The organism is Reyranella massiliensis 521 (genome assembly GCF_000312425.1).
Lineage (GTDB): Bacteria > Pseudomonadota > Alphaproteobacteria > Reyranellales > Reyranellaceae > Reyranella > Reyranella massiliensis.
Window position 1 is genome coordinate 1,040,556 of sequence record NZ_HE997181.1, and the last position, 18,010, is coordinate 1,058,565.

Here is an 18,010-nt window from a genome sequence, read left to right on the forward strand (position 1 = left end):
TGGGACCTTTATTCGGCGGCCTGCTGGCTGGCGTTCAGCACGTCGTAGTTCCGCTTCAGGTACCAGGTCATGTAGTCGGAGTACCAGGTCGTCGGGTACTTCGGCGGCTTGTCCGGCCCCACGGTGGTCGGCACGGCAGCGACCGGCCAGTCGATGCCGCTGTCGCAGAAGAAGGGCAGGGCATAGCGCTCGCGGCCGCTCTTGTTGATGGCGCGATGCGGCGTCGCCAGGAACAGGTCGTTGGTGTAGCGCTGCAGCATCTGGCCGCCGTTCACGACATAGGCGTTGTCGATGGCCGGTGCTTCGATCCAGTTGCCGCTCTGGGTGCGGATCGACAGGCCCGGCACCTCGTTGGGAGCCAGGAGAGTGAGAAAGCTGGTGTCGGTATGCGGCGCCAGTCCGAATTCGTCGTCCACCGGGCCATCCTGCGGCGGATAATGCGTCATGCGCATGGAGAACATCGGTTCGGCGAAAGCCGTGTCGAACCAGTTGGCCGGCAGGCCGAGGGCCCGGGCGTAGAGCCGCACCATCTTCTGCACCAGCCGCTCCATCTCGTTGCAATAGTCGACGACGGTGTCGCGGAAGCCCGGCAGGTCGGGCCAGCGATTGAGGCCGCGGAAGCGTCGGCCCGACAGCACGTCGGGATGATCGGGCGCCATCTCGCGCTTTACGAAGAAGGCCTCGTTGAGGTTGGGCTTGGTCCCGGTCTGCACGGTCGAGGTGCGCAGCGTGTTGCCGCGCATCGGCAGATAGCCGGTATTGTGCTGGTCGAGCTTCAGTTCGAGTTTCTTCTCGATGGGCTGGGCGTGAAAACGCTTCACCTCGGCGAACATGGCCGCGATCTTCTCGCGCGCGATGCCGTGGTTCACGATGAAGTAGAAGCCGATCTCGGTGAGCGCAAAGCGCAGCTCCGCCGCCGTGCGATCCATCGCCCTCGCCTCGCCGGCGAGATAGGGGCCGAGGTCGATGACAGGAATCGTCTCCGTCGCCATGGCTTGTTCCTCCTGACGTGACGATAATGCCCGCGAAGTGCCGCGGTCCAGCGGCGCGAGCGGCGGAGGAGAAGCTTTGATTCTGGGGATCCTGGCCCTGACCGTGGCGGCGCTTTTTGCCGGCGCTGCCTTCTATATCAGTTTCGCAGAGCATCCCGCGCGGTCGGGTCTCGACGATCGGGCACAGCTCCAGCAGTGGAAGCCGGCCTATGCGCGCGGCTACCAGATGCAGGATTCGCTCGCCGTCATCGGCTTTCTGTTGGGCGTCGGCGCCTGGTGGCAGACGCGGGACGAACTTTGGATCGCCGGCGCCGTCGTGCTGGTGGCGAACTGGCCCTACACGATGCTGATGATCATGCCGGTGAACAATGCCCTCAACGCAACGTCGCTCGACGAGGCGGGAGAGGAGAGCCACACCCTGCTGCAGCGCTGGGGCCGCCTGCATGCGCGGCGTACCATGCTGGGCATCGTCGCGACCCTTCTCTTTCTTTGGGCGGCCATGATGCCTCTCCGCCCCGCATAGCGGGGCGGAGCCGGGAAGCGCTAGGCCGTCGGCAGCTTGTAGTCCTTGAAGGTCTCGCGCAGCTTGGTCTTCAGGATCTTGCCGGTCGCCGTGTGAGGAATGGCATCGACGAACTGGATATCGTCGGGCAGCCACCACTTCGCGACCTTCGTGCCCAGGAACTCGATCAGTTCCTTCTTGTCGATCTCGGCGCCGGGCTTGCGGTGCACGATCAGGAGCGGCCGCTCGTCCCATTTCGGATGGAAGACACCGATCACCGCGGCCTCGGCGACGCCGGGATGCGCCATCGCCGCATTCTCCAGATCGATCGAGCTGATCCACTCGCCGCCGGACTTGATCACGTCCTTGGAACGGTCGGTGATCTGCATGTAACCATCCTCGTCGAGGGTGGCGACGTCACCCGTGGCGAACCAGCCGCCCTGGTCGAGGATCTCGCCGCCCTCGCCCTTGAAGTAGCCCGAGGTGATCCAGGGGCCGCGGACCAGCAGGTCTCCGAACGCCTTGCCGTCGCGCGGCAGTTCCTTGCCGGCACCGTCGACGATCTTCATGTCGACGCCGAAGGGTGGACGGCCCTGCTTCAGTCGCACCGCAAGCATGTCCCCGGCCGACAGCTTGGCATGCTTGGCCTTGGGATGGTTGACCGTGCCGAGCGGGCTCATCTCGCTCATGCCCCAGGCATGCAGTACCTCGACGTCGAATTCCTTGTCGAACGCCTCGATCATGGCCGGCGGCGCGGCCGATCCGCCGATCACCGCATACTTCACCGTCGAGAGCTTCAGCTTGTTGGCCTGCATGTGCTGCAGCAGGGCGAGCCAGACCGTCGGTACGCCGGCGGTGAAGGTGACGCCTTCCTTCTCGAACAGCTCGTAGAGGCTTGCGCCGTCGAGCGCGACGCCGGGGAACACCAGCTTGGCACCGACCAGGGCACTGGAATAGGGCAGGCCCCAGGCGTTGACGTGGAACATCGGCACGACCGGCAGCACGACCGAGCGGGCCGACAGGTTGAGCGTGTCGGGCAAGGCGCTGCCGTAGGCATGCAGCAGGGTCGAGCGATGGTGATACAGCACGCCCTTGGGATTGCCGGTCGTTCCCGAGGTGTAACAAAGCGACGAGGCCGTATGCTCGTCGAACTCCGGCCACTCGTAGGTGCCGGGCTTGTCGGCGATCAGCTCCTCGTAGACCAGCAGGTTGGGAATATTGCAGTCCTTCGGGAGGTGGGCGCGGTCGGTCATGGCGACGACATGGCGCACGCCCTTCATCTGCGGCAGCAGCTTCTCGACAGCCGGCAGGAGATTGAGGTCGACGAAGAGGAGCTGATCCTCGGCATGGTTCACGATGTAGACGATCTGCTCGGGAAAGAGGCGCGGGTTGATCGTATGGCAGACGGCACCCATGCCCGAGATGCCGTAGTAAAGCTCGAAGTGCCGGTAGCCGTTCCAGGCGAGCGTGCCGATGCGATCGCCCGGCTTGATTCCCAGTTCGATGAGCGCCTCGGCGACCCTCTTCGCCCGCAGCCGGGCATCGCGATAGGTGTAACGATGGATCGGGCCTTCAACCGTCCGGGAGACGATTTCCGTATCGCCGTGATTGAGGGCTGCATGCTCGATGAGCTGCGAAATCAGCAACGGGCGATCCTGCATCAGGCCGAACATCTGGGCGTTTCTCCTGGTCTCTGAAGGCGTGTCGTCTGGCGGCTAGGCGGCATTTGGCCTAGGCTCCTGCCTCATCCTTTGCGGGAGAAACGACGATGCGGTCAAGATACGGCATGGCCATGGCTAGTGGAGCTATTGTGGCTGTGTGGACGGCGCCGACCGCAGCACAAGCGGTAACGGGCGGGGAGGGGGCCGCTGCAAATTTCCTGACCCTGCTCACCGAGCGCTTCGAATTCACGTTCTCCCAGCTACCCGCGCTCCGCGATCACATGATAGTTCTGCTCCGCGACCTCGACGGTCATGCCGCCGTTTGGATAGCAGGCATCGTCGTCGCGGGCCTCCTGGCGGAATTCGTCGTGCGGCTTGCCCTGAGCCGGGCTCGAACCAACGCTTTCGACCGGCTTGTAGCCAACACGCCGCTCAGGGCCTTCTTTCGTACCCTCCTGCTCGACGTGCTGGCGCTGGTTGCCCTGGTCGTGGCTGGCCGGATCGTTCTCGGTCGCATGGGGGGCGATGCCAACAGCATCAGCCATCAGCTCGGCCAGATGGTCCTCCATGCGCTGGTCTATTGGCGCGGTTTCAATGTCATCTTCCGGGCGTTCCTGCGGCCCGGCGCGCCCGAGGGCCGTATTGCGCCAGTCGAGAGCGACACGGCGCGGCGGCTGCTGATCGCCCTCAATCTGGTGGTCTTGTTGCCGCTGGTCGCCGGTCTGCTGGCGCGGGCATTGCCGATCACCGGCGCGACCCGCGAAATGACCGGGGCCGCCATCATTCTTTACGTCCCGCTGTTCGCCGCAGCCCTCGTCTATGTCGTCTGGCATTGGCGGCTCGACATGGCGGCGTGGCTGATGGCCATGGTCCCGCCGAAGGGTCTCATCCGCAAGCTGAAGCTCGACGCCGCCCGCAACTGGTGGATGGCAGGCCTTGCCTTCTACACTTTGATGGGAGTGGCGGCCGTTTACGCCGCCCTGACGGAAAGCAGCACCGCATCGCGCGGCATGGCGCTAATCGAGTCGACGCTGATTGCACTCCTGCTGTTTGAAACCCTGATGCATCGCATCACGCGGCACATCGTGTCCGAACTGCCGATGGCGGGCGACGTGGTGGCCGATTGCGTCCGCCTTTTCGTGCGGCTCTACGCGCTGATCATCATCGCCGAAGCGCTGATGGTGCGGGTGCTGGGAGCGGCAACGCCGGAGGAATGGCTCGTCCACGATCGCGGCGCCAAGCTCGCGGCGGCGAGCGCGGTGGCGATCTACGCATTCTGGCGGTTCCTGAAGTACCGCATGGATTCCTATATTGCGGCCAATCCTCTGCCGTCGGCCGATGTCAGCGGCGATCAGGAAGACGAAGTGCGCGTGGCGGCATCGCGGCTGCGGACGCTGATGCCGCTGTTGCGGGCGATCGCGGGTGTCGCCATCGCCGTGACCGGCGGTCTGCTGGTCCTGTCGGAACTCGGGATCAACATCACGCCGTTGATCGCGGCCTTCTCCGTCTTCGGCCTGGCGGTCTCGTTCGGCAGCCAGGCGCTGGTGCGCGATGTGGTGTCCGGCATCTTCTTCCTCGCCGAGGACTCGTTCCGCATCGGCGAGTATGTCGACTGCAGCAAGGTCAAAGGTGTCGTCGAAGGCTTTAGCGTCAGGTCGCTGAAGCTGCGGCATCAGAACGGCCAGCTCCATATCGTGCCGTTCGGCCAAGTCGGCCATATCACCAACTTCAGCCGCGACTGGACGGTCGTGAAGTTCAACATTGCTTTTGCCAACGGCACCGACGTGGAACTGCTGCGCAAGACGGTGAAGAAGATCGGCCTGGAGATGATGGAAGAGCCTCAGTTCAAGCCGATCCTGATGCAGCCGCTCAAGATGCAGGGTGTCGTCGACATCAAAGACAATTCGCTGATCATCCGCTTCAAGTTCATGGCCCGGCCAAAGAATCCGAGCATGATTCAGCGTATGGCGGTCCGGCGGATGTACGACACCTTCCCCGCGCTCGGCATCAAGTTTGCGACGCCGACTTATCCGTTCCCCATTCCGGCCACGCCGCCCGTACCGCCGGCGGCTGCGGCCGCACCAGCTGCCGCCGCGCCTCCCAAGGCGGCGGAATAGCGATCGTCATAGAGGAGTAGGAGATGCAGAAGCGTAGACTCGGCAAGTCGGACCTCGAATTCGCCCCCATCGCCTTCGGAGGCAACGTCTTCGGGTGGACGGCCGATGAGGCCATTTCGCACAAGCTGCTCGACGCCTTCGTCGATGCGGGCTTTTCCTTCGTCGATACTGCCGACGTCTATTCCCGCTGGGCGGAGGGTCACAAGGGCGGTGAGTCCGAAACCGTCATTGGAAGCTGGCTGCGGAAGGATCCGGCCAAGCGCGACAAGGTGCTGATCGCCACCAAGTGCGGCATGGAGATGCCGGACGGCAAAGGCCTGTCGCGCGCCCATATCGTGAAATCGGTCGATGCTTCGCTGAAGCGGCTGAACACCGACCGCATCGATCTCTTCCAGTCGCACCAGGACGACAAGGATACGCCGCAGGAGGAAACGCTCGCGGCGTATGGCGAACTGATCAAGGCAGGCAAGCTCCGGGCGATCGGGGCGTCGAACTTCGAGGCGCCGCGCCTCGCCGAAGCCGCGAAGATCTCGAAAGAAAAGGGGCTGCCGGCCTATGTCAGCCTGCAGCCGCACTACAATCTGGTGGAGCGCGGAGTGTTCGAGGGGCCGCTCGAGGACGAGTGCCTGAAAGAAGGTCTGGGCGTGATTCCCTATTGGTCACTGGCCAGCGGCTTCCTGACTGGCAAGTACCGGTCCGAGGCCGATCTCGGCAAGAGCGTGCGCGGGCCGCGTGGCGTCAAGAAATACCTCAACGACAAGGGATTCGCGGTACTGAAGGCGGTCGACGACGCGGCCAAGAAACACAACACCAGCAACACGACCGTGGCGCTGGCCTGGTTGCTGCAGAGAAAGGCGGTTACTGCGCCGATCGTCAGCGCCACCAACCTGAACCAGCTCAAGGACCTTCTCGCGGCGCCCCAGCTCAAGCTCGATGGCGACTCGGTTACCGCGATCGACAAGGCCAGCGCACCAGCCTGAGGACCAGAGGAACGATGCTCGTCTTTCGCCAGCTCTTCGATCCTACATCGTCGACCTACACCTACCTGCTGGGCTGCAGCAGCACCCGCGAGGCGTTGCTGATCGATCCTGTCTTCGAGCAGGTGCGGCGCGACGGCGCGCTTGTCGCGGAACTGGGGCTGACGCTCTCCTGGACGCTGGACACTCACGTCCATGCCGATCACGTCACGGGGGCCTGGCTGCTGAAGCAGCGGCTGGGCAGCCGGATCGCGCTGTCGGCCGCGTCGGGGGCGAGCGGGGCCGACCGTCTGCTGCAGGATGGCGACCGGATCGAGTTTGGCCGTCGTGCGCTCGAAGTGCGTTCGACGCCCGGGCACACGTCGGGCTGCGTCACCTATGTACTGGATGACGAGAGCATGGCATTCACGGGCGACTGCCTGATGATTCGCGGCTCGGGTCGTACCGACTTCCAGCAGGGCGATCCGCGCGCGCTTTATCGATCCGTCCGATCGCGCATCTTCTCTCTGCCCGAAAGCTGCCTGCTCTACCCGGCGCATGATTATCGCGGCCTCACGGTCAGCAGCGTCGTCGAGGAGAAGACGTTCAATCCGCGTCTGGGCGGCGAGATCGCCGAAAACGACTATGTCGGCTACATGAAGAACCTCGACCTGCCGCATCCCAAGAAGATCGACGAGGCAGTTCCGGCCAACCTGCGGTGTGGCCAGCCCGGCAACGAAACCAAGGCTCCGAGCGAGCCGACCTGGGCGCCGCTGCGATTCACGTTCGGCGGCATCTGGGAAGTCGAGCCGCCATGGCTCGAAGAGAATCTGGCGAAGGTACGCGTCGTCGACGTGCGTGAACCATCCGAGTTCATCGGCCCCCTGGGACACATTCAGGGAGCTACTCTTGTGCCATTGGGAGAACTGGCGGCCCGCGCCAAGGAACTGCCAAAGGACAAGCCGATCGTTGCGGTATGCCGCGCCGGCAGCCGCTCGGCTCAGGCGACCACCATCCTGCAGAAGGCGGGCTTTACCGATATCGCCAACCTGCCCGGCGGGATGTTGCGCTGGCGGGCCGAAGGCCGCAGCGTGGAGGGCGGCGCAATCTAAGCCAGAGCGTCAGAAGCCATAGAGCTTCGACGGCGTGTCCTTCAGGATGATCGCCCGCGTCGCCTCGTCGGGCACCCATTCCTCGAACCATTTGAGGGTCAAGGGGTAGGTCTTGGTCCTGTCGAGGGCAGTGTCGGTATGCGGCCAGTCGCTGCCCCACATCAGCCGGGCCGGACCGAAGGCGTCGAGCAGCATCGGCGTCGCTGCCCGTGCGCGTTCCGGCCCGACGCGATAGGCGCCGCACATCACGACCCAGACGCGCTCGGTCTTAGCGCTGTCCAGCAGCGCCTTGAAGCCGGGATCGCGCATCGGGCCCAGGGTGCGGTCGAACATGCCGTAGTGCGGGATCACGACCTTGTGGCCGCCGTCGAGCAGGACCGGAAGGATCTCCGGCAGACGTCGGCTCTCGGCATAGAGGTGGATCGGCCAGTCGCGCTTCAGCGCCTCGGCCAGCATCTCGCGATAGGCGGACCATTGCGGCGTCGGCAGGCCATAGATGGGAAAGCGCAGGCCGCGCACGCCGATCTGCGCCAGGTTCTCCCAGTCGTGGGCCGTTACTTCGATGGACGGCGACACCCAGGGCACGCCGCGGAAGCGGCCGGGCTCGGCCCTCAGCGCTTCGAACAAATAGGAGTTGTCGAAACCCAGGAACGACGGCTGCAGGAGCACAGCGTGGCCCAAGCCGTTGGTCTCGGCGAGAGCAAGCAAGGTCTGCCACGAGGCATCGTAGGTTGGCACATAGCGGGCATCGATTGTGGTCTTCAGCCCCCGCACGAAGGCGTGCGTATGGGAGTCAACGGCCGCAGGCACGGCAGCTGTCGCTGGCAGAGCTGCTGCACCCAAACCCCCAACGACAAAAGCACGACGCGATATCTTCACCGTCCGGCGCTCCTGTCCAACCGCCCGACTAATCCGCGGGCTTGCGCTCGATTACCCGTTCCAGACGCCGGGTAAGGAACCAGGCGAGGGCGAGGAAAGCCACCAGCATGACGATACCGAAGACCTGGAGCGCATCGTTCATCGTCTTCTCGGAAGCATAGCCGAAGCCATAGCCGATCGAGACGGCGGCGCTCGCCCACAGGCCGGCGGCAATGAAGTTGAGGATCAGAAAGCGCGGCCAGCCGAGGGAGGAGGCGCCATAGGCGAAGCCTGCGACGTTGCGGATGATGCGGGGATAGCGGTGGATCAGGATCATCCAGACGTGATGGCGGTCGGCAAGCCGGGCTGCTCCGTCGACGGCGCGTCGCAGGCGCGGGAACCGTCCGAGCCAGCCGGTTCCGAAGCGCCGCCCGACCCAGAAGCGTATGACGTCGCCCGCGAAGGTGCCGGCCCAGCAGGCGGCCACGGCATATTCATAGCTCAGGGCGTTGGCTTGGGCGGCATAGCCCGAGAAGAGGGCGAGCAACAGGCTGTTCGCCATCGAGTAGATGGCGAGGAAGCTATAGGCAACATCGCCATGCTGGCGGATGAGGTCGAGGAAGGACGCGACGTCGTTGGGAAACACCGCCTCTCCCTACAGAAGAGGCGGCCTTTAGACCAGCCAGCCGTTGCCGTAGGCGCTGGTGAAGTCGAGCTGGACGATGAGGTCGTTGAAGTCGTAGTCGCCGCCGCCGCGCGTGTCCTCCCAGCCCCAGGTGTTGGCGCCGTAGTTGAAGAGATGGGCGGTGCTGTCGCCGTTGGCTTGGCCGAAGGCGAAGAAGGTGTCGCCGCTCGACCGATTGGTGAGCTGCATGGCGATCATGTCGCCCGAGTTGACGTTGGTGATCTGGGCCTGGGCATAGAGGCCGTAGCCCGGACCCTGCAGGGCCGTGCCACCACCTTGCAGGCCGTAGACACGGCCTGCCGCCGCCGCGGCGTAGCCGGCATCACCGGGGTTGAGCGTGCCGATCGCGCCGCTCAGATTGTCGACCTTGTAGAAGGAAAGCGAGAGGCTGTCCTCGCCGTTCTGGCGCACCCGCACGACGGCGTTCTGGTCGCTGGCGGCGCCGACGGTCTCGGCCACGGCGACGGCGCGCGCCAGATGGACGGTGCCCCCCGTGACATAGCTCGTGACGCCTGTCTCTTCGTTCTTCGCGGAGAAGGGCTGGGTCGAGAAGTCGACGATGCCGTAGGAGCTGGTCAGGCTGGCCTGGGGGGCCGAGGCCTGGCCCTGTCCGATGGTGGCCGAGACGGCCTGGCCGGTGGTGGCGTCCTGCCATCCGACCCAGCCCTGGCTCTGCTTGTCGAACATGCGCACCAGGTTGGCGTCGAAGTCCGACTGCAGCGACTGCTGGGCGAACTGGGCGGTCCAGGCGAACTGACTGGCGACGGGCGCGCCGAGATCGATGGTCTGGGCCCCGATGGTGAGCTTGGTGTCGATCCCCGCCGCGATGGTGTTAGCCTGGATCAGCAGGGTCTGGGTGGCGTCGATGTTCCAGCCACCCGCCCCATTGGCGACGACGAGGCCGGGCGAATCGGCATACGAGGTCTGGTGATGGGCGATCTCGGTCAGCGCGCGCGCCAGCAAGGTGCCGTTGGGCGTGCCCAGCCCACTCACCAGATCGTAGCCGGGGCCGGCAGAATAGCCGTAGCCGGTCGGCGTGATCTGCTGGCCGTCGCTGGTATAGTCACCGCCCAGCACGAACGACGAAGTGTTGTTGCCGGTGGTGATGTCGTTGAACGAGGCTGGCTTGATCGCCGCGGCGATGTAGAGCAGATCGTTCATGTAGCCGAGCTGCGGCAGGTTTTGGTCGGCGAAGATCGTATTGACCTGCGATGCGAAGGCAGCCCAGAGCGGCGTGGCGGCGCTGGTGCCGTCGTCGTTCTGCAGGCCCTGCATGTCGGCGCCAGGCACCTTGTAGAGCATGTTGCCGCCGGCATTGGCCGAGACGTCGGGCGTACCGCGGCCGGGCAACTGGCTGGGATCGCTCGTTACCGGCACAAGACCGTAGGCGGTCTGGTACCAAGGCGTTGGCTGGCTGGGATCGACGCCGCCCGAGCCAGTATTGTTGTGGATGTAGCCCGTGCCGCCCGGATTGGAGATCGTGGTGCCGTCCACGTAGTAGCGGTTCCACACGGTCTCGATCAGGGTCGCCGCACCGCCGCTTGCGCCGACAGGCGACGTCTTCAGGCCGCCGGCGATCAATGACCAGATCGTCGCCAGGTCGCCGCCCAGGGCGTTGTTGACGATCGTGCCCAGCGTGGCGTCGGCCTGCGCCGATCCGACGGTGCTGAGCGAAGTGCCGCCCACCATCACCGCATAAGGGCTGGCTCGGCTTGTGCTGACGTTGGTGACGCCGTTGCCGGTCTGGTTGCCCGAACCGCCGTCGCCGTTGTCGTTGAACACCGAGATGTTGCGCAGCGCCGCATCAACGAAGAGTTCGCGCGAGGCGTTGTAGAAGGGCGAACCCGGAGCGGTCTGCGGCGAGTAGCCGAAGGACGAGGTGATGACCGCCGGATTGTTCGCGGTATCCCAGAAAGCAGCCTGATAGGCCGTGTAGGCATTGGTCTGCGGGCCGGCGCCGGCATAGATGACGAGCGGGCTCTGCGGGTTGATCGACGTAACGACGCCGACGTCGAGCGAGCGCTCCCCGGCCGGATTGAAGGCCGGCGGCGTCACGGTGGGATAGGCCTGGCCACCCGGCGCCACGAGCGTGACGTTGGCACTCGTCGTGATGCCGGCGGCAGCGCGATAGGCATCGATGGCCGCCTGGAAGCCTGCGCCGGCGTTGTCGCCGGGCAGCGCGGTGCCGACACCGGGCTCGACCAGGCCGATGGCGCCGGTCGCCACGCCGGCCGGCAGTGGGAAGTTGTAGTAGGTGTTCGCGATCTCGCCGGGGAAGGGGCTGGTCTTCGCCGTGGAGGCATTGCCCGGGCTTTGCCAGCCCTGTTCGAGCGTCACGCTCTGGCTGGCGGTGCCGGGATTGGCCAGTACGGGGTGGAACTTGTCGGTGTCGAACCACAGGTTCGAGACACCGCTGCCCGTGAGTGCAGTCGGCAGCGACAGGCTGCCGGTCCAGTACCAGGACTCGCTGCTGCCGCTGCCCCTCGTCATCCACTGGGCCTGCGGGCCGAACAGGGTCGAGAAGTTTTCGGCGGTCACTTCCACCCAGATGGTGCGCGACTCGGCCGAGGAGACATAGCCGCCGCCAGAAGCGACGACGTCGATACCGAGCTTTCCAAGCTCGGTCACGACGTTGTTGTACTGAGTCTGGTCGGCGCCGTAGGTCGACCACAGCGTGCCGCTGTCGTTGAGTGTCTTCAGTTCCTTCTGACGATCCGCCCAGCTCATGTTCAGCAGGGCGGTCGGGGCGTTGGCGCGGTCGAGCACCAATGCGACGTTCATCTTGAGGCCGGCCGCCAGTGCGCCGCCGCTCGGTCCCTCGGTCGCGTTGCTGCGCCAGCTTCCCAGGTCCATGTAGCTCGAATTGGCGAGCGAGCTGTAGGTGGGATGGAACGAAACGTCGCCGGGATCGATCGAGGCGCCGTTGGCGATGATGATGGTGTCCTCGATCAGGCCGTCGGCCGAAGTGACCTTCCAGTGCGTGTCGTCGACCTTGGTGAAGCTGGCGCCGTCGGCCGCCGTGCCATAGCCGAAGAACTGGAAGACATCGCCCTGGCCACCGGCGCTGCTGCTGGAGAAGTCGGTCACGATGTCGCCGTTGGCCTGGCCGGCGGTGAACTGGAAGATGTCGGCGCCGGGGCCGCCCACCAGCGTGTCGATGCCGGCGCCGCCGTCCAGCACGTCGTCGCCGTCGCCGCCTGCCAGTACATCGTTGCCGGCGCCGCCCTGCAGCGTGTCGTTGCCCGCGACGCCGTAGAGCTGGTCGTCGCCGCCCCCGCCTTGCAGGAGATCGTTGCCGTTGTCGCCCAGCAGCGTGTCGGCACCATTGCCGCCGATCAGAATGTCGTTGCCGTCGCCGCCGCTCAGGCTGGAGGCGACATTGGAGGCCCTGATCGTGTCGTTGCCGCTGCCGCCAATCGCGGTTTCGACCACCGTGTCGAAGGCGATGCCGATATTGTTCACCTTGCCGCCGGCTGAGGAGAAGGTGCCGGGGTTGAGGTCGACATAGGCATTCTGGCTGAAGCCGGAGAGGTTCAGGGCGTTGTTGGTGCCGTGGCTCCAGAGGGTGACGATGGCGGCCGGGTTATTGCCGGTACCGAAGTCGTAGATGCTCTTGAAGTAGCCGGTGAAGCTCGAGTTGAAACCGAAGGTCTGGTTGCCGCCAAACGTGTCGCTGGTCGAGGCGCCGTACAGTCGCTGGATGGCGAGAATGTCCATCATCTGCGGCGTCAACGGCTGGTACTGCGAGCCATCGGCAGTCTTGCCCCAGCTCGCATACACCGGATAGTCGCCATAGTACGTCGTCCCGGTGTCGCCCGGGTTGATGTACGACATGATCGACCACAGGGACGTATCGTAGACGCCGAATTGCTGCTGCCGGGCGTTGACCGCGCCGTTATAGGGGCCGGAGTGGCCCAGGCCGATGATGTGGCCGAGTTCGTGGATGACTGTCGAATAGGGATAGCCGCCGACGGCATTGGAATTGCCGTCTAGTGGACCGTAGCCGTTCCAGGTTGTGTCGATGGTGACGATCGCCCCGCTGGCGGGCGCCTTGACGATCGTGCTGCTGCCGACGGGAACGTTCGCGTCGGTGTTGAAGTTTGCATACGCTTGCTTGTTGGGGAGCCGCTGGATGGTGACATTGGCGGCGGCCGCATCGTCGGCCAGCGAAAAGGAGATATTGGCGATCCCCGACCATTGGGCGAAAGCGCCTTCCCAGATAGTTTTCTCGGTATTGTTCCAGTTTGCGGCGGCATCGAACCAATATTTGACGGTGCCGCCGCCGGTTCCCGGGGTCGCGTCACCCCACTTGATTGCGTTCGACGTCGGACCGTAGGTCGGCGGAACGTTGCCAGTGTAGGTGTAATACGAGGTGGCGGCGGCCTGGTTGGCGTCATTGACGCCCGAGAGGAACGTAACTTCAGTCTCGTATGGACCAAAACTCGGCATGGGCTCGCGACTCAAAAGAACGATACGGGTTGCGGCAAGATATCAGTCGACCTGAAGCTAGCAAGCCGAATAGGCGAGTCTTTCGCTCGGCCGGTTCTTGGTTGCGCGGGCTCCTAGCGTAGCGCCGGATCGATCTCTGCAAAGCGGCGCTGCTGGTCGCTGAAGATCACCATGAAGAGTTCGCGGAACAGTTGCTCGATTCGCGGATCGGCCGGGCCGGCAGCCGGTGTCCACGCCGTGGTGAAGGACATCGCCTGATCGTTTCGGCAGTAGATCGCGTAGACGTAGAACAGACCAGGCTGGCCTTGCCGAAAGCGAGGTGGTGTCCCCGCGCAGACCGGATCGGCATTGAGGTTGTTGGCCGGATAGAAAATCAGCACCAGTCGGTAGTCGGGGCTGGGTGGCGGCAGGGGACGGTCGTAGGTGAAGGTGAGTGCCGGCCTCGGCTTGGCCGCCTGCATGGCAGGTAGCAGGTCCCTTGCCACCACCGCCGGATCCACACCGGGAAAAGCATCGCCGGCCAGGATGACCGGGAACTTCTTGCCGTCGGTCGCCGCGAAGAACTCACGATAGTCGTACTGCGGAGCGTAGTAGTTGCCGCCGATCGAGCCAGCAAGCGCGATCGTCGGCAGGACGATCGCGGCAGACAACGTGGCGGCAATACGATGAACGATGCGCATCGAGGCCTCCTGCGGAATGCCAAACTAGCCCCTGGGATTCCGCACGAGCAATTCACGCTTCCTTGACGACATTGCTGTTTCGCGAGCCGGCTTTGGCGTGCGATGGCCGGACAGTTCCGATGCGCCTGGCGCACGATAATTTGCTAGCTTCGCCCTTTCATTGGATCGGAGGACTGTTCATGGCATCGCCGCTTTTCGACCTCACCGGCAAGGTCGCCGTTGTCACCGGCTCGAGCAAGGGCATCGGCAAATCGATTGCCCTGCATCTCGCGCTGCAGGGCGCCAAGGTCGTGGTGTCGAGCCGCAAGGCGCCGGCGTGCGAGGAGGCGGCCGCCGAGATCAAGAAGGCGGGCGGCCATGCCACCGTCATCCCCTGCAACATCTCCGACAAGGATCAGTGCATCAACCTGATCGCCCAGACGAAAAAGCAGCTCGGGCCGGTCGACATCCTGGTCTGCAATGCGGCCTCGAATCCCTATTACGGGCCGACCGAGAAGATGCCGGACGATGCCTTCATGAAGATCATGCAGAACAACATCCTGTCCAACATCTGGCTGATCACCAACTGCATTCCCGACATGCGGGCCAAGAAGGACGGCTCGATCATCATCGTCTCGTCGATCGGCGGCGTGCGCGGTACGCCGGTGATCGGTGCCTACGGCATCTCCAAGGCTGCCGACATGCAGCTCGCGCGTAACCTCGCCACGGAGCTCGGTCCCGACAATATCCGCATCAACACCATCGCCCCCGGCCTGGTGAAGACCGACTTCGCCAAGGCGCTGTGGGACAACCCCGAATATCTCGACAAGCGCCTGCAGAGCGCCCCGCTGCGCCGCATCGGCGAACCGGACGATATCGGCGGAATCGCCGTGATGCTGGCTGGAAAGGCGGGCGCCTTTATTACCGGCCAGACCATCATTGCCGATGCGGGCGTGACCATCGGAAGCTAGCATATCCACCCAGAACCTCCCCCTCCGCGCCCTTGCGGAAGAGGGGAGGCTTTTGGGAGGAAGCAACAAATGAAACGCTGCGTTGGCGTTTTACTCGCCGCCCTCGGGATGCTCATGGCAGCTCCCGTCTGGGCCCAGCCCTATCCAACCAAGCCCGTGCGCATCGTGGCGCCTTTCCCACCCGGCGGTGTTGCCGACGTGCTGGCGCGCGCTCTGGCCCCCGAGCTGCAGGCGGCTCTCGGCCAGCAGGTGATCGTCGACAACAAGCCCGGAGCGGGCGGCAATATCGGCGCGGAGATCGTGGCCAAGGCAGAGCCCGACGGCCATACGCTGCTGCTGGCCTCGGCCGGCATTCTGACCATAAACGAATTCCTCTACGCCAAGATGCCTTTCGATCCGGCGACGGCCTTCGCGCCCATCACGGTCGTGGGCGACATGCCCAACATCGTGGTCGTCCATCCGCGGGCCGGCGTGGCGACGCTCAAGGAGCTGATCGACAAGGCCAAGGCGCAGCCGGGCAAGCTCGACTTCGGCTCTGCCGGCAACGGCACGACGACGCATCTCGCCATTGTGCTGCTGGAGCAGGCGGCCAAAATCAAACTGGCCCACGTGCCTTACAAAGGTGCGGCGCCCGCGGTGCAGGATCTGGTCGCCGGACAGATCGACGGGCTGGTCGACAACCCGCCGCTGGTGCTGCCTCACATCAAGAGCGACACCATCAAGGCGCTGGCCTGGGCGGCGCCGCAGCGCATGGCGATCCTGCCTGACGTGCCCACGGCGGCGGAAGCGGGTTTGCCAGGCTTCGAAGCCTCGTCCTGGTTCGCGTTGGTCGCGCCTGCCGGCACGCCCAAGGAAATCGTCGCCCGGTTGAATGCCGAGGCAGCGAAGATCCTGAAGGACCCCAAGATGGCGGAGCAGTTCGCGCAGCGCGGCATCCGTCTGGTCGGCAATTCTGCCGAAGAGTTCACGGCCTTCATTCCCAAGGAGCGGGCGCGGTGGGGAGAGATCGTGAAGGCCTCGGGCGTGAAACTGGAATAGGTGCAGCTCCATGAGCCTCTATCAGGTCCAGAAGCTGATCTATCAGCTCAACCGCGATCCGCGGACGCGCGAACGCTATGCTGTTGAGCGCGATGCGGTACTGGCCGAGTACGAGCTCACCGCCGAAGAGACGGGCGCGCTCACCAAGCCCGATATCGGCCTGCTCTATGTGCTGGGGGTCAACGGCCAGCTCCTCATGCACTTTGCCGCCCTCCACAAGATCGAGTGGACCGATTATCTCGACCGGATGCGCCATGGGCTTCGGGAGCACGGCCAGGTGCGTGAAGGCGTCTATGCGGCGACTGGCTACGAAGGTGTCGAGGCGCACGACGCTCGGCTGAAGCGCGACAGAGAGAACAGGTAAACGGGAGAAGGCCGATGCCTTTGGTCTATTGCGGCGCATGCAGCCATGCCCCCGGCATCACCGCCCGCGCTGAACGGGCCGATACCCAGACGCGGCAGGCGCTCGAAAGCGCATTCCGGCGCATGGGCGACGATATTCGTGCGACGCGGCCGGATGCACTGGTGGTCATCGCCGCCGAGCATTTCGCCAATTTCTTCATGAACAACATGCCGGCCTTCGCGATGGGGATGGCAGACTCCTACGAAGGACCGATCGAGGACGAGGCGTTCCTGCGCATCAAGCGGACCACCGTCCCCGGCAACAAGGCCCTGTCGCGCCGGCTGATCGAAAAGGTGATGCAGACGGTCGACGTCGCCTATGCCGAGGAATGGAAGTTCGATCACGGCATCTCCGTGCCGCTGCATTTCCTGACGCCCGACTACGACCTTCCGATCATTCCCGCCAACATCAATTGCCAGGGCCCGCCGCTTGCGCCATTGGCCCGCGCCTGGGCTTTCGGGGAGGCGCTGCGCCAGGCGGCCGACTCCGTGCCGGAGCGGATCGCCCTGGTCGGCACCGGCGGCATCTCGCATTGGCCGGCAACGCCCGACTCGGGGAAGATCAACGAGGCGTGGGATCGGGAATTTCTCGCCCGCTGGGCCGCCAACGACCGCGAGGCGATGCTCTCCTATAGCGACGCCGAAACCTACCGCGAAGCAGGGCAGGGCGGCTTCGAGATCCGGACCTTCATCGCCGCGGCCGCCGCCGCCAAGGGCGCAAAGGGAAAGATCGAGTTCTGCGAGCCGGTGCCGATCTTTGCCGTGAGCTGCACCATCGCCAGGATGACGATCACGGCGTGAGGTCCGCCGAGCTGGCTCTCACCCCTTTTTCTTGAAGGTGACGACCAGCACGTCGCGATAGGCGGGAAGGGCAGGGTTCTCCGGCTCGACCGGCGTCACGCCATGGTAGCAGCGGGCATCGTCGACCAAGGCGGCGTCGAGCGGGTCCGTCAGCGTGAAGCTGCCCAGCGCGCGCTTGTCGAGATCGTGCACGGTCGTCGTGCCGCTCGCGATGTTGCGGCGGGCGATCAGCAGCACCAGCACATAGTCGACGCCGTCGCGATGCATGCCCTCGGGCGTCGGCTTGCCCTGTTCGCCCTGCTTGGCCTCGATCCGGAACTGGTGCGCTTCGACATGCCATTCGGCGGTTTCCGGCGCGAGCCGACCAAAGAGCGCCCGGCAATATTCGAGGATGGTGCGCATGGAGGCACCTGCGCCGATCTCCTCGGTGATCGGCTTGAACCAGCGCTCGATGCCGCCGTTCAGGGTATTGTAGTTGACGCCCTGATAATGTGGCTGATGGGACCCGCGGGTGATCGGGCCCTGACGACCAGCACGCCAGACGCCAAAGCGGCGTTTCCGATAGCGGCCGCCGTCGCCCATGTAGGTATCGACTTCGAGATCGTTCCAGCTCTCGGCAAAGGCCGGCCAGTCGGCCAGGGTGCCGAAGCGCGCCAGGGCATTGCGCATGTCCGAGGCTTCGACGAAGGCATAACCTGCCCGCCCAACGGCGGTGCGGATGCTCGTGGCGTTCTGTAGGCCGGTGCCGATTTCGCTCATGTTGGGAAGCCTATCATTCCGTCGCGGGACTGCCATATGATCTAAACT

15 protein-coding genes are annotated in these 18,010 nt (G+C 64.6%); 8 read left to right on the plus strand and 7 right to left on the minus strand.

Annotation, left to right across the window (positions count from 1 at the left end; all coding sequences use genetic code 11):
* Window positions 1–8: 8 nt before the first annotated feature.
* On the minus strand, window positions 9–992 hold the full coding sequence (locus tag BN60_RS05085) for an isopenicillin N synthase family dioxygenase (RefSeq protein ID WP_020694919.1): 984 nt from the start codon (window positions 990–992) through the stop codon (window positions 9–11).
* A 79-nt stretch (window positions 993–1,071) separates the two neighbouring features.
* Between BN60_RS05085 and BN60_RS05090 the strand changes: the two genes are divergently transcribed.
* Window positions 1,072–1,515 (plus strand): anthrone oxygenase family protein, encoded by a 444-nt coding sequence (locus tag BN60_RS05090; RefSeq protein WP_043284856.1) that lies wholly within the window; start codon window positions 1,072–1,074, stop codon window positions 1,513–1,515.
* A gap of 20 nt (window positions 1,516–1,535) precedes the next feature.
* Here the strand turns inward: BN60_RS05090 and BN60_RS05095 are convergent, their stop codons facing one another.
* A complete protein-coding gene (locus tag BN60_RS05095; RefSeq protein WP_020694921.1) occupies window positions 1,536–3,167 on the minus strand; it encodes a 3-(methylthio)propionyl-CoA ligase in 1,632 nt (543 codons plus the stop codon).
* Between the two features lie 269 nt (window positions 3,168–3,436).
* On the opposite strand from BN60_RS05095, the gene BN60_RS05105 reads away from it, so the two are divergent.
* The 3 genes from BN60_RS05105 to BN60_RS05115 are packed head-to-tail and all read left to right on the plus strand — an operon-like array spanning window position 3,437 to window position 7,340.
* Window positions 3,437–5,272 carry a mechanosensitive ion channel family protein gene (locus BN60_RS05105; protein ID WP_177324763.1) on the plus strand — a complete coding sequence of 612 codons (1,836 nt, stop codon included), beginning with the start codon at window positions 3,437–3,439 and terminating at the stop codon, window positions 5,270–5,272.
* Window positions 5,273–5,295: 23 nt separating this feature from the next.
* Window positions 5,296–6,252 carry an aldo/keto reductase gene (locus BN60_RS05110; protein ID WP_020694924.1) on the plus strand — a complete coding sequence of 319 codons (957 nt, stop codon included), beginning with the start codon at window positions 5,296–5,298 and terminating at the stop codon, window positions 6,250–6,252.
* 14 nt (window positions 6,253–6,266) lie between these two features.
* Window positions 6,267–7,340, plus strand: coding sequence for a rhodanese-like domain-containing protein (locus BN60_RS05115; protein ID WP_020694925.1), 1,074 nt, complete (start codon window positions 6,267–6,269; stop codon window positions 7,338–7,340).
* A gap of 9 nt (window positions 7,341–7,349) precedes the next feature.
* Here BN60_RS05115 and BN60_RS05120 read toward each other — a convergent pair whose 3' ends face one another.
* The 4 genes from BN60_RS05120 to BN60_RS05135 form a co-directional block, all read right to left on the minus strand.
* A complete protein-coding gene (locus tag BN60_RS05120) occupies window positions 7,350–8,150 on the minus strand; it encodes an amidohydrolase family protein (RefSeq protein ID WP_020694926.1) in 801 nt (266 codons plus the stop codon).
* A 97-nt stretch (window positions 8,151–8,247) separates the two neighbouring features.
* Window positions 8,248–8,844 (minus strand): DedA family protein, encoded by a 597-nt coding sequence (locus tag BN60_RS05125; protein ID WP_020694927.1) that lies wholly within the window; start codon window positions 8,842–8,844, stop codon window positions 8,248–8,250.
* 27 nt (window positions 8,845–8,871) lie between these two features.
* Window positions 8,872–13,332 (minus strand): M10 family metallopeptidase C-terminal domain-containing protein, encoded by a 4,461-nt coding sequence (locus BN60_RS28600; protein ID WP_020694928.1) that lies wholly within the window; start codon window positions 13,330–13,332, stop codon window positions 8,872–8,874.
* A 113-nt stretch (window positions 13,333–13,445) separates the two neighbouring features.
* On the minus strand, window positions 13,446–14,012 hold the full coding sequence (locus BN60_RS05135) for a hypothetical protein (RefSeq protein ID WP_020694929.1): 567 nt from the start codon (window positions 14,010–14,012) through the stop codon (window positions 13,446–13,448).
* A 179-nt stretch (window positions 14,013–14,191) separates the two neighbouring features.
* On the opposite strand from BN60_RS05135, the gene BN60_RS05140 reads away from it, so the two are divergent.
* From BN60_RS05140 to BN60_RS05155, 4 genes are all read left to right on the plus strand, one after another.
* Complete coding sequence (locus BN60_RS05140) at window positions 14,192–14,962, plus strand: SDR family NAD(P)-dependent oxidoreductase (RefSeq protein WP_020694930.1); 771 nt, start codon at window positions 14,192–14,194, stop codon at window positions 14,960–14,962.
* 69 nt (window positions 14,963–15,031) lie between these two features.
* Window positions 15,032–16,000 carry a Bug family tripartite tricarboxylate transporter substrate binding protein gene (locus BN60_RS05145; protein WP_043283642.1) on the plus strand — a complete coding sequence of 323 codons (969 nt, stop codon included), beginning with the start codon at window positions 15,032–15,034 and terminating at the stop codon, window positions 15,998–16,000.
* A gap of 10 nt (window positions 16,001–16,010) precedes the next feature.
* The gene (locus tag BN60_RS05150) at window positions 16,011–16,364 is read left to right on the plus strand and encodes a hypothetical protein (protein ID WP_020694932.1); all 354 of its coding nucleotides are present in this window, start codon (window positions 16,011–16,013) and stop codon (window positions 16,362–16,364) included.
* A gap of 14 nt (window positions 16,365–16,378) precedes the next feature.
* Window positions 16,379–17,203, plus strand: coding sequence for a DODA-type extradiol aromatic ring-opening family dioxygenase (locus tag BN60_RS05155; RefSeq protein ID WP_020694933.1), 825 nt, complete (start codon window positions 16,379–16,381; stop codon window positions 17,201–17,203).
* 18 nt (window positions 17,204–17,221) lie between these two features.
* On the opposite strand, the gene BN60_RS05160 is transcribed toward BN60_RS05155, so the two are convergent.
* A complete protein-coding gene (locus tag BN60_RS05160) occupies window positions 17,222–17,962 on the minus strand; it encodes a 2OG-Fe dioxygenase family protein (RefSeq protein ID WP_020694934.1) in 741 nt (246 codons plus the stop codon).
* Window positions 17,963–18,010 lie beyond the last annotated feature (48 nt).

Coding starts and splice junctions, on each gene's coding strand:
- BN60_RS05085 (WP_020694919.1), bottom strand. CDS start 992: ATGGCGACGGAGACGATTCCTGTCATCGACCTCGGCCCCTATCTCGCC.
- BN60_RS05095 (WP_020694921.1), bottom strand. CDS start 3,167: ATGTTCGGCCTGATGCAGGATCGCCCGTTGCTGATTTCGCAGCTCATC.
- BN60_RS05105 (WP_177324763.1), top strand. CDS start 3,437: ATGATAGTTCTGCTCCGCGACCTCGACGGTCATGCCGCCGTTTGGATA.
- BN60_RS05110 (WP_020694924.1), top strand. CDS start 5,296: ATGCAGAAGCGTAGACTCGGCAAGTCGGACCTCGAATTCGCCCCCATC.
- BN60_RS05115 (WP_020694925.1), top strand. CDS start 6,267: ATGCTCGTCTTTCGCCAGCTCTTCGATCCTACATCGTCGACCTACACC.
- BN60_RS28600 (WP_020694928.1), bottom strand. CDS start 13,332: ATGCCGAGTTTTGGTCCATACGAGACTGAAGTTACGTTCCTCTCGGGC.
- BN60_RS05135 (WP_020694929.1), bottom strand. CDS start 14,012: ATGCGCATCGTTCATCGTATTGCCGCCACGTTGTCTGCCGCGATCGTC.
- BN60_RS05140 (WP_020694930.1), top strand. CDS start 14,192: ATGGCATCGCCGCTTTTCGACCTCACCGGCAAGGTCGCCGTTGTCACC.
- BN60_RS05145 (WP_043283642.1), top strand. CDS start 15,032: ATGAAACGCTGCGTTGGCGTTTTACTCGCCGCCCTCGGGATGCTCATG.
- BN60_RS05150 (WP_020694932.1), top strand. CDS start 16,011: ATGAGCCTCTATCAGGTCCAGAAGCTGATCTATCAGCTCAACCGCGAT.
- BN60_RS05155 (WP_020694933.1), top strand. CDS start 16,379: ATGCCTTTGGTCTATTGCGGCGCATGCAGCCATGCCCCCGGCATCACC.
- BN60_RS05160 (WP_020694934.1), bottom strand. CDS start 17,962: ATGAGCGAAATCGGCACCGGCCTACAGAACGCCACGAGCATCCGCACC.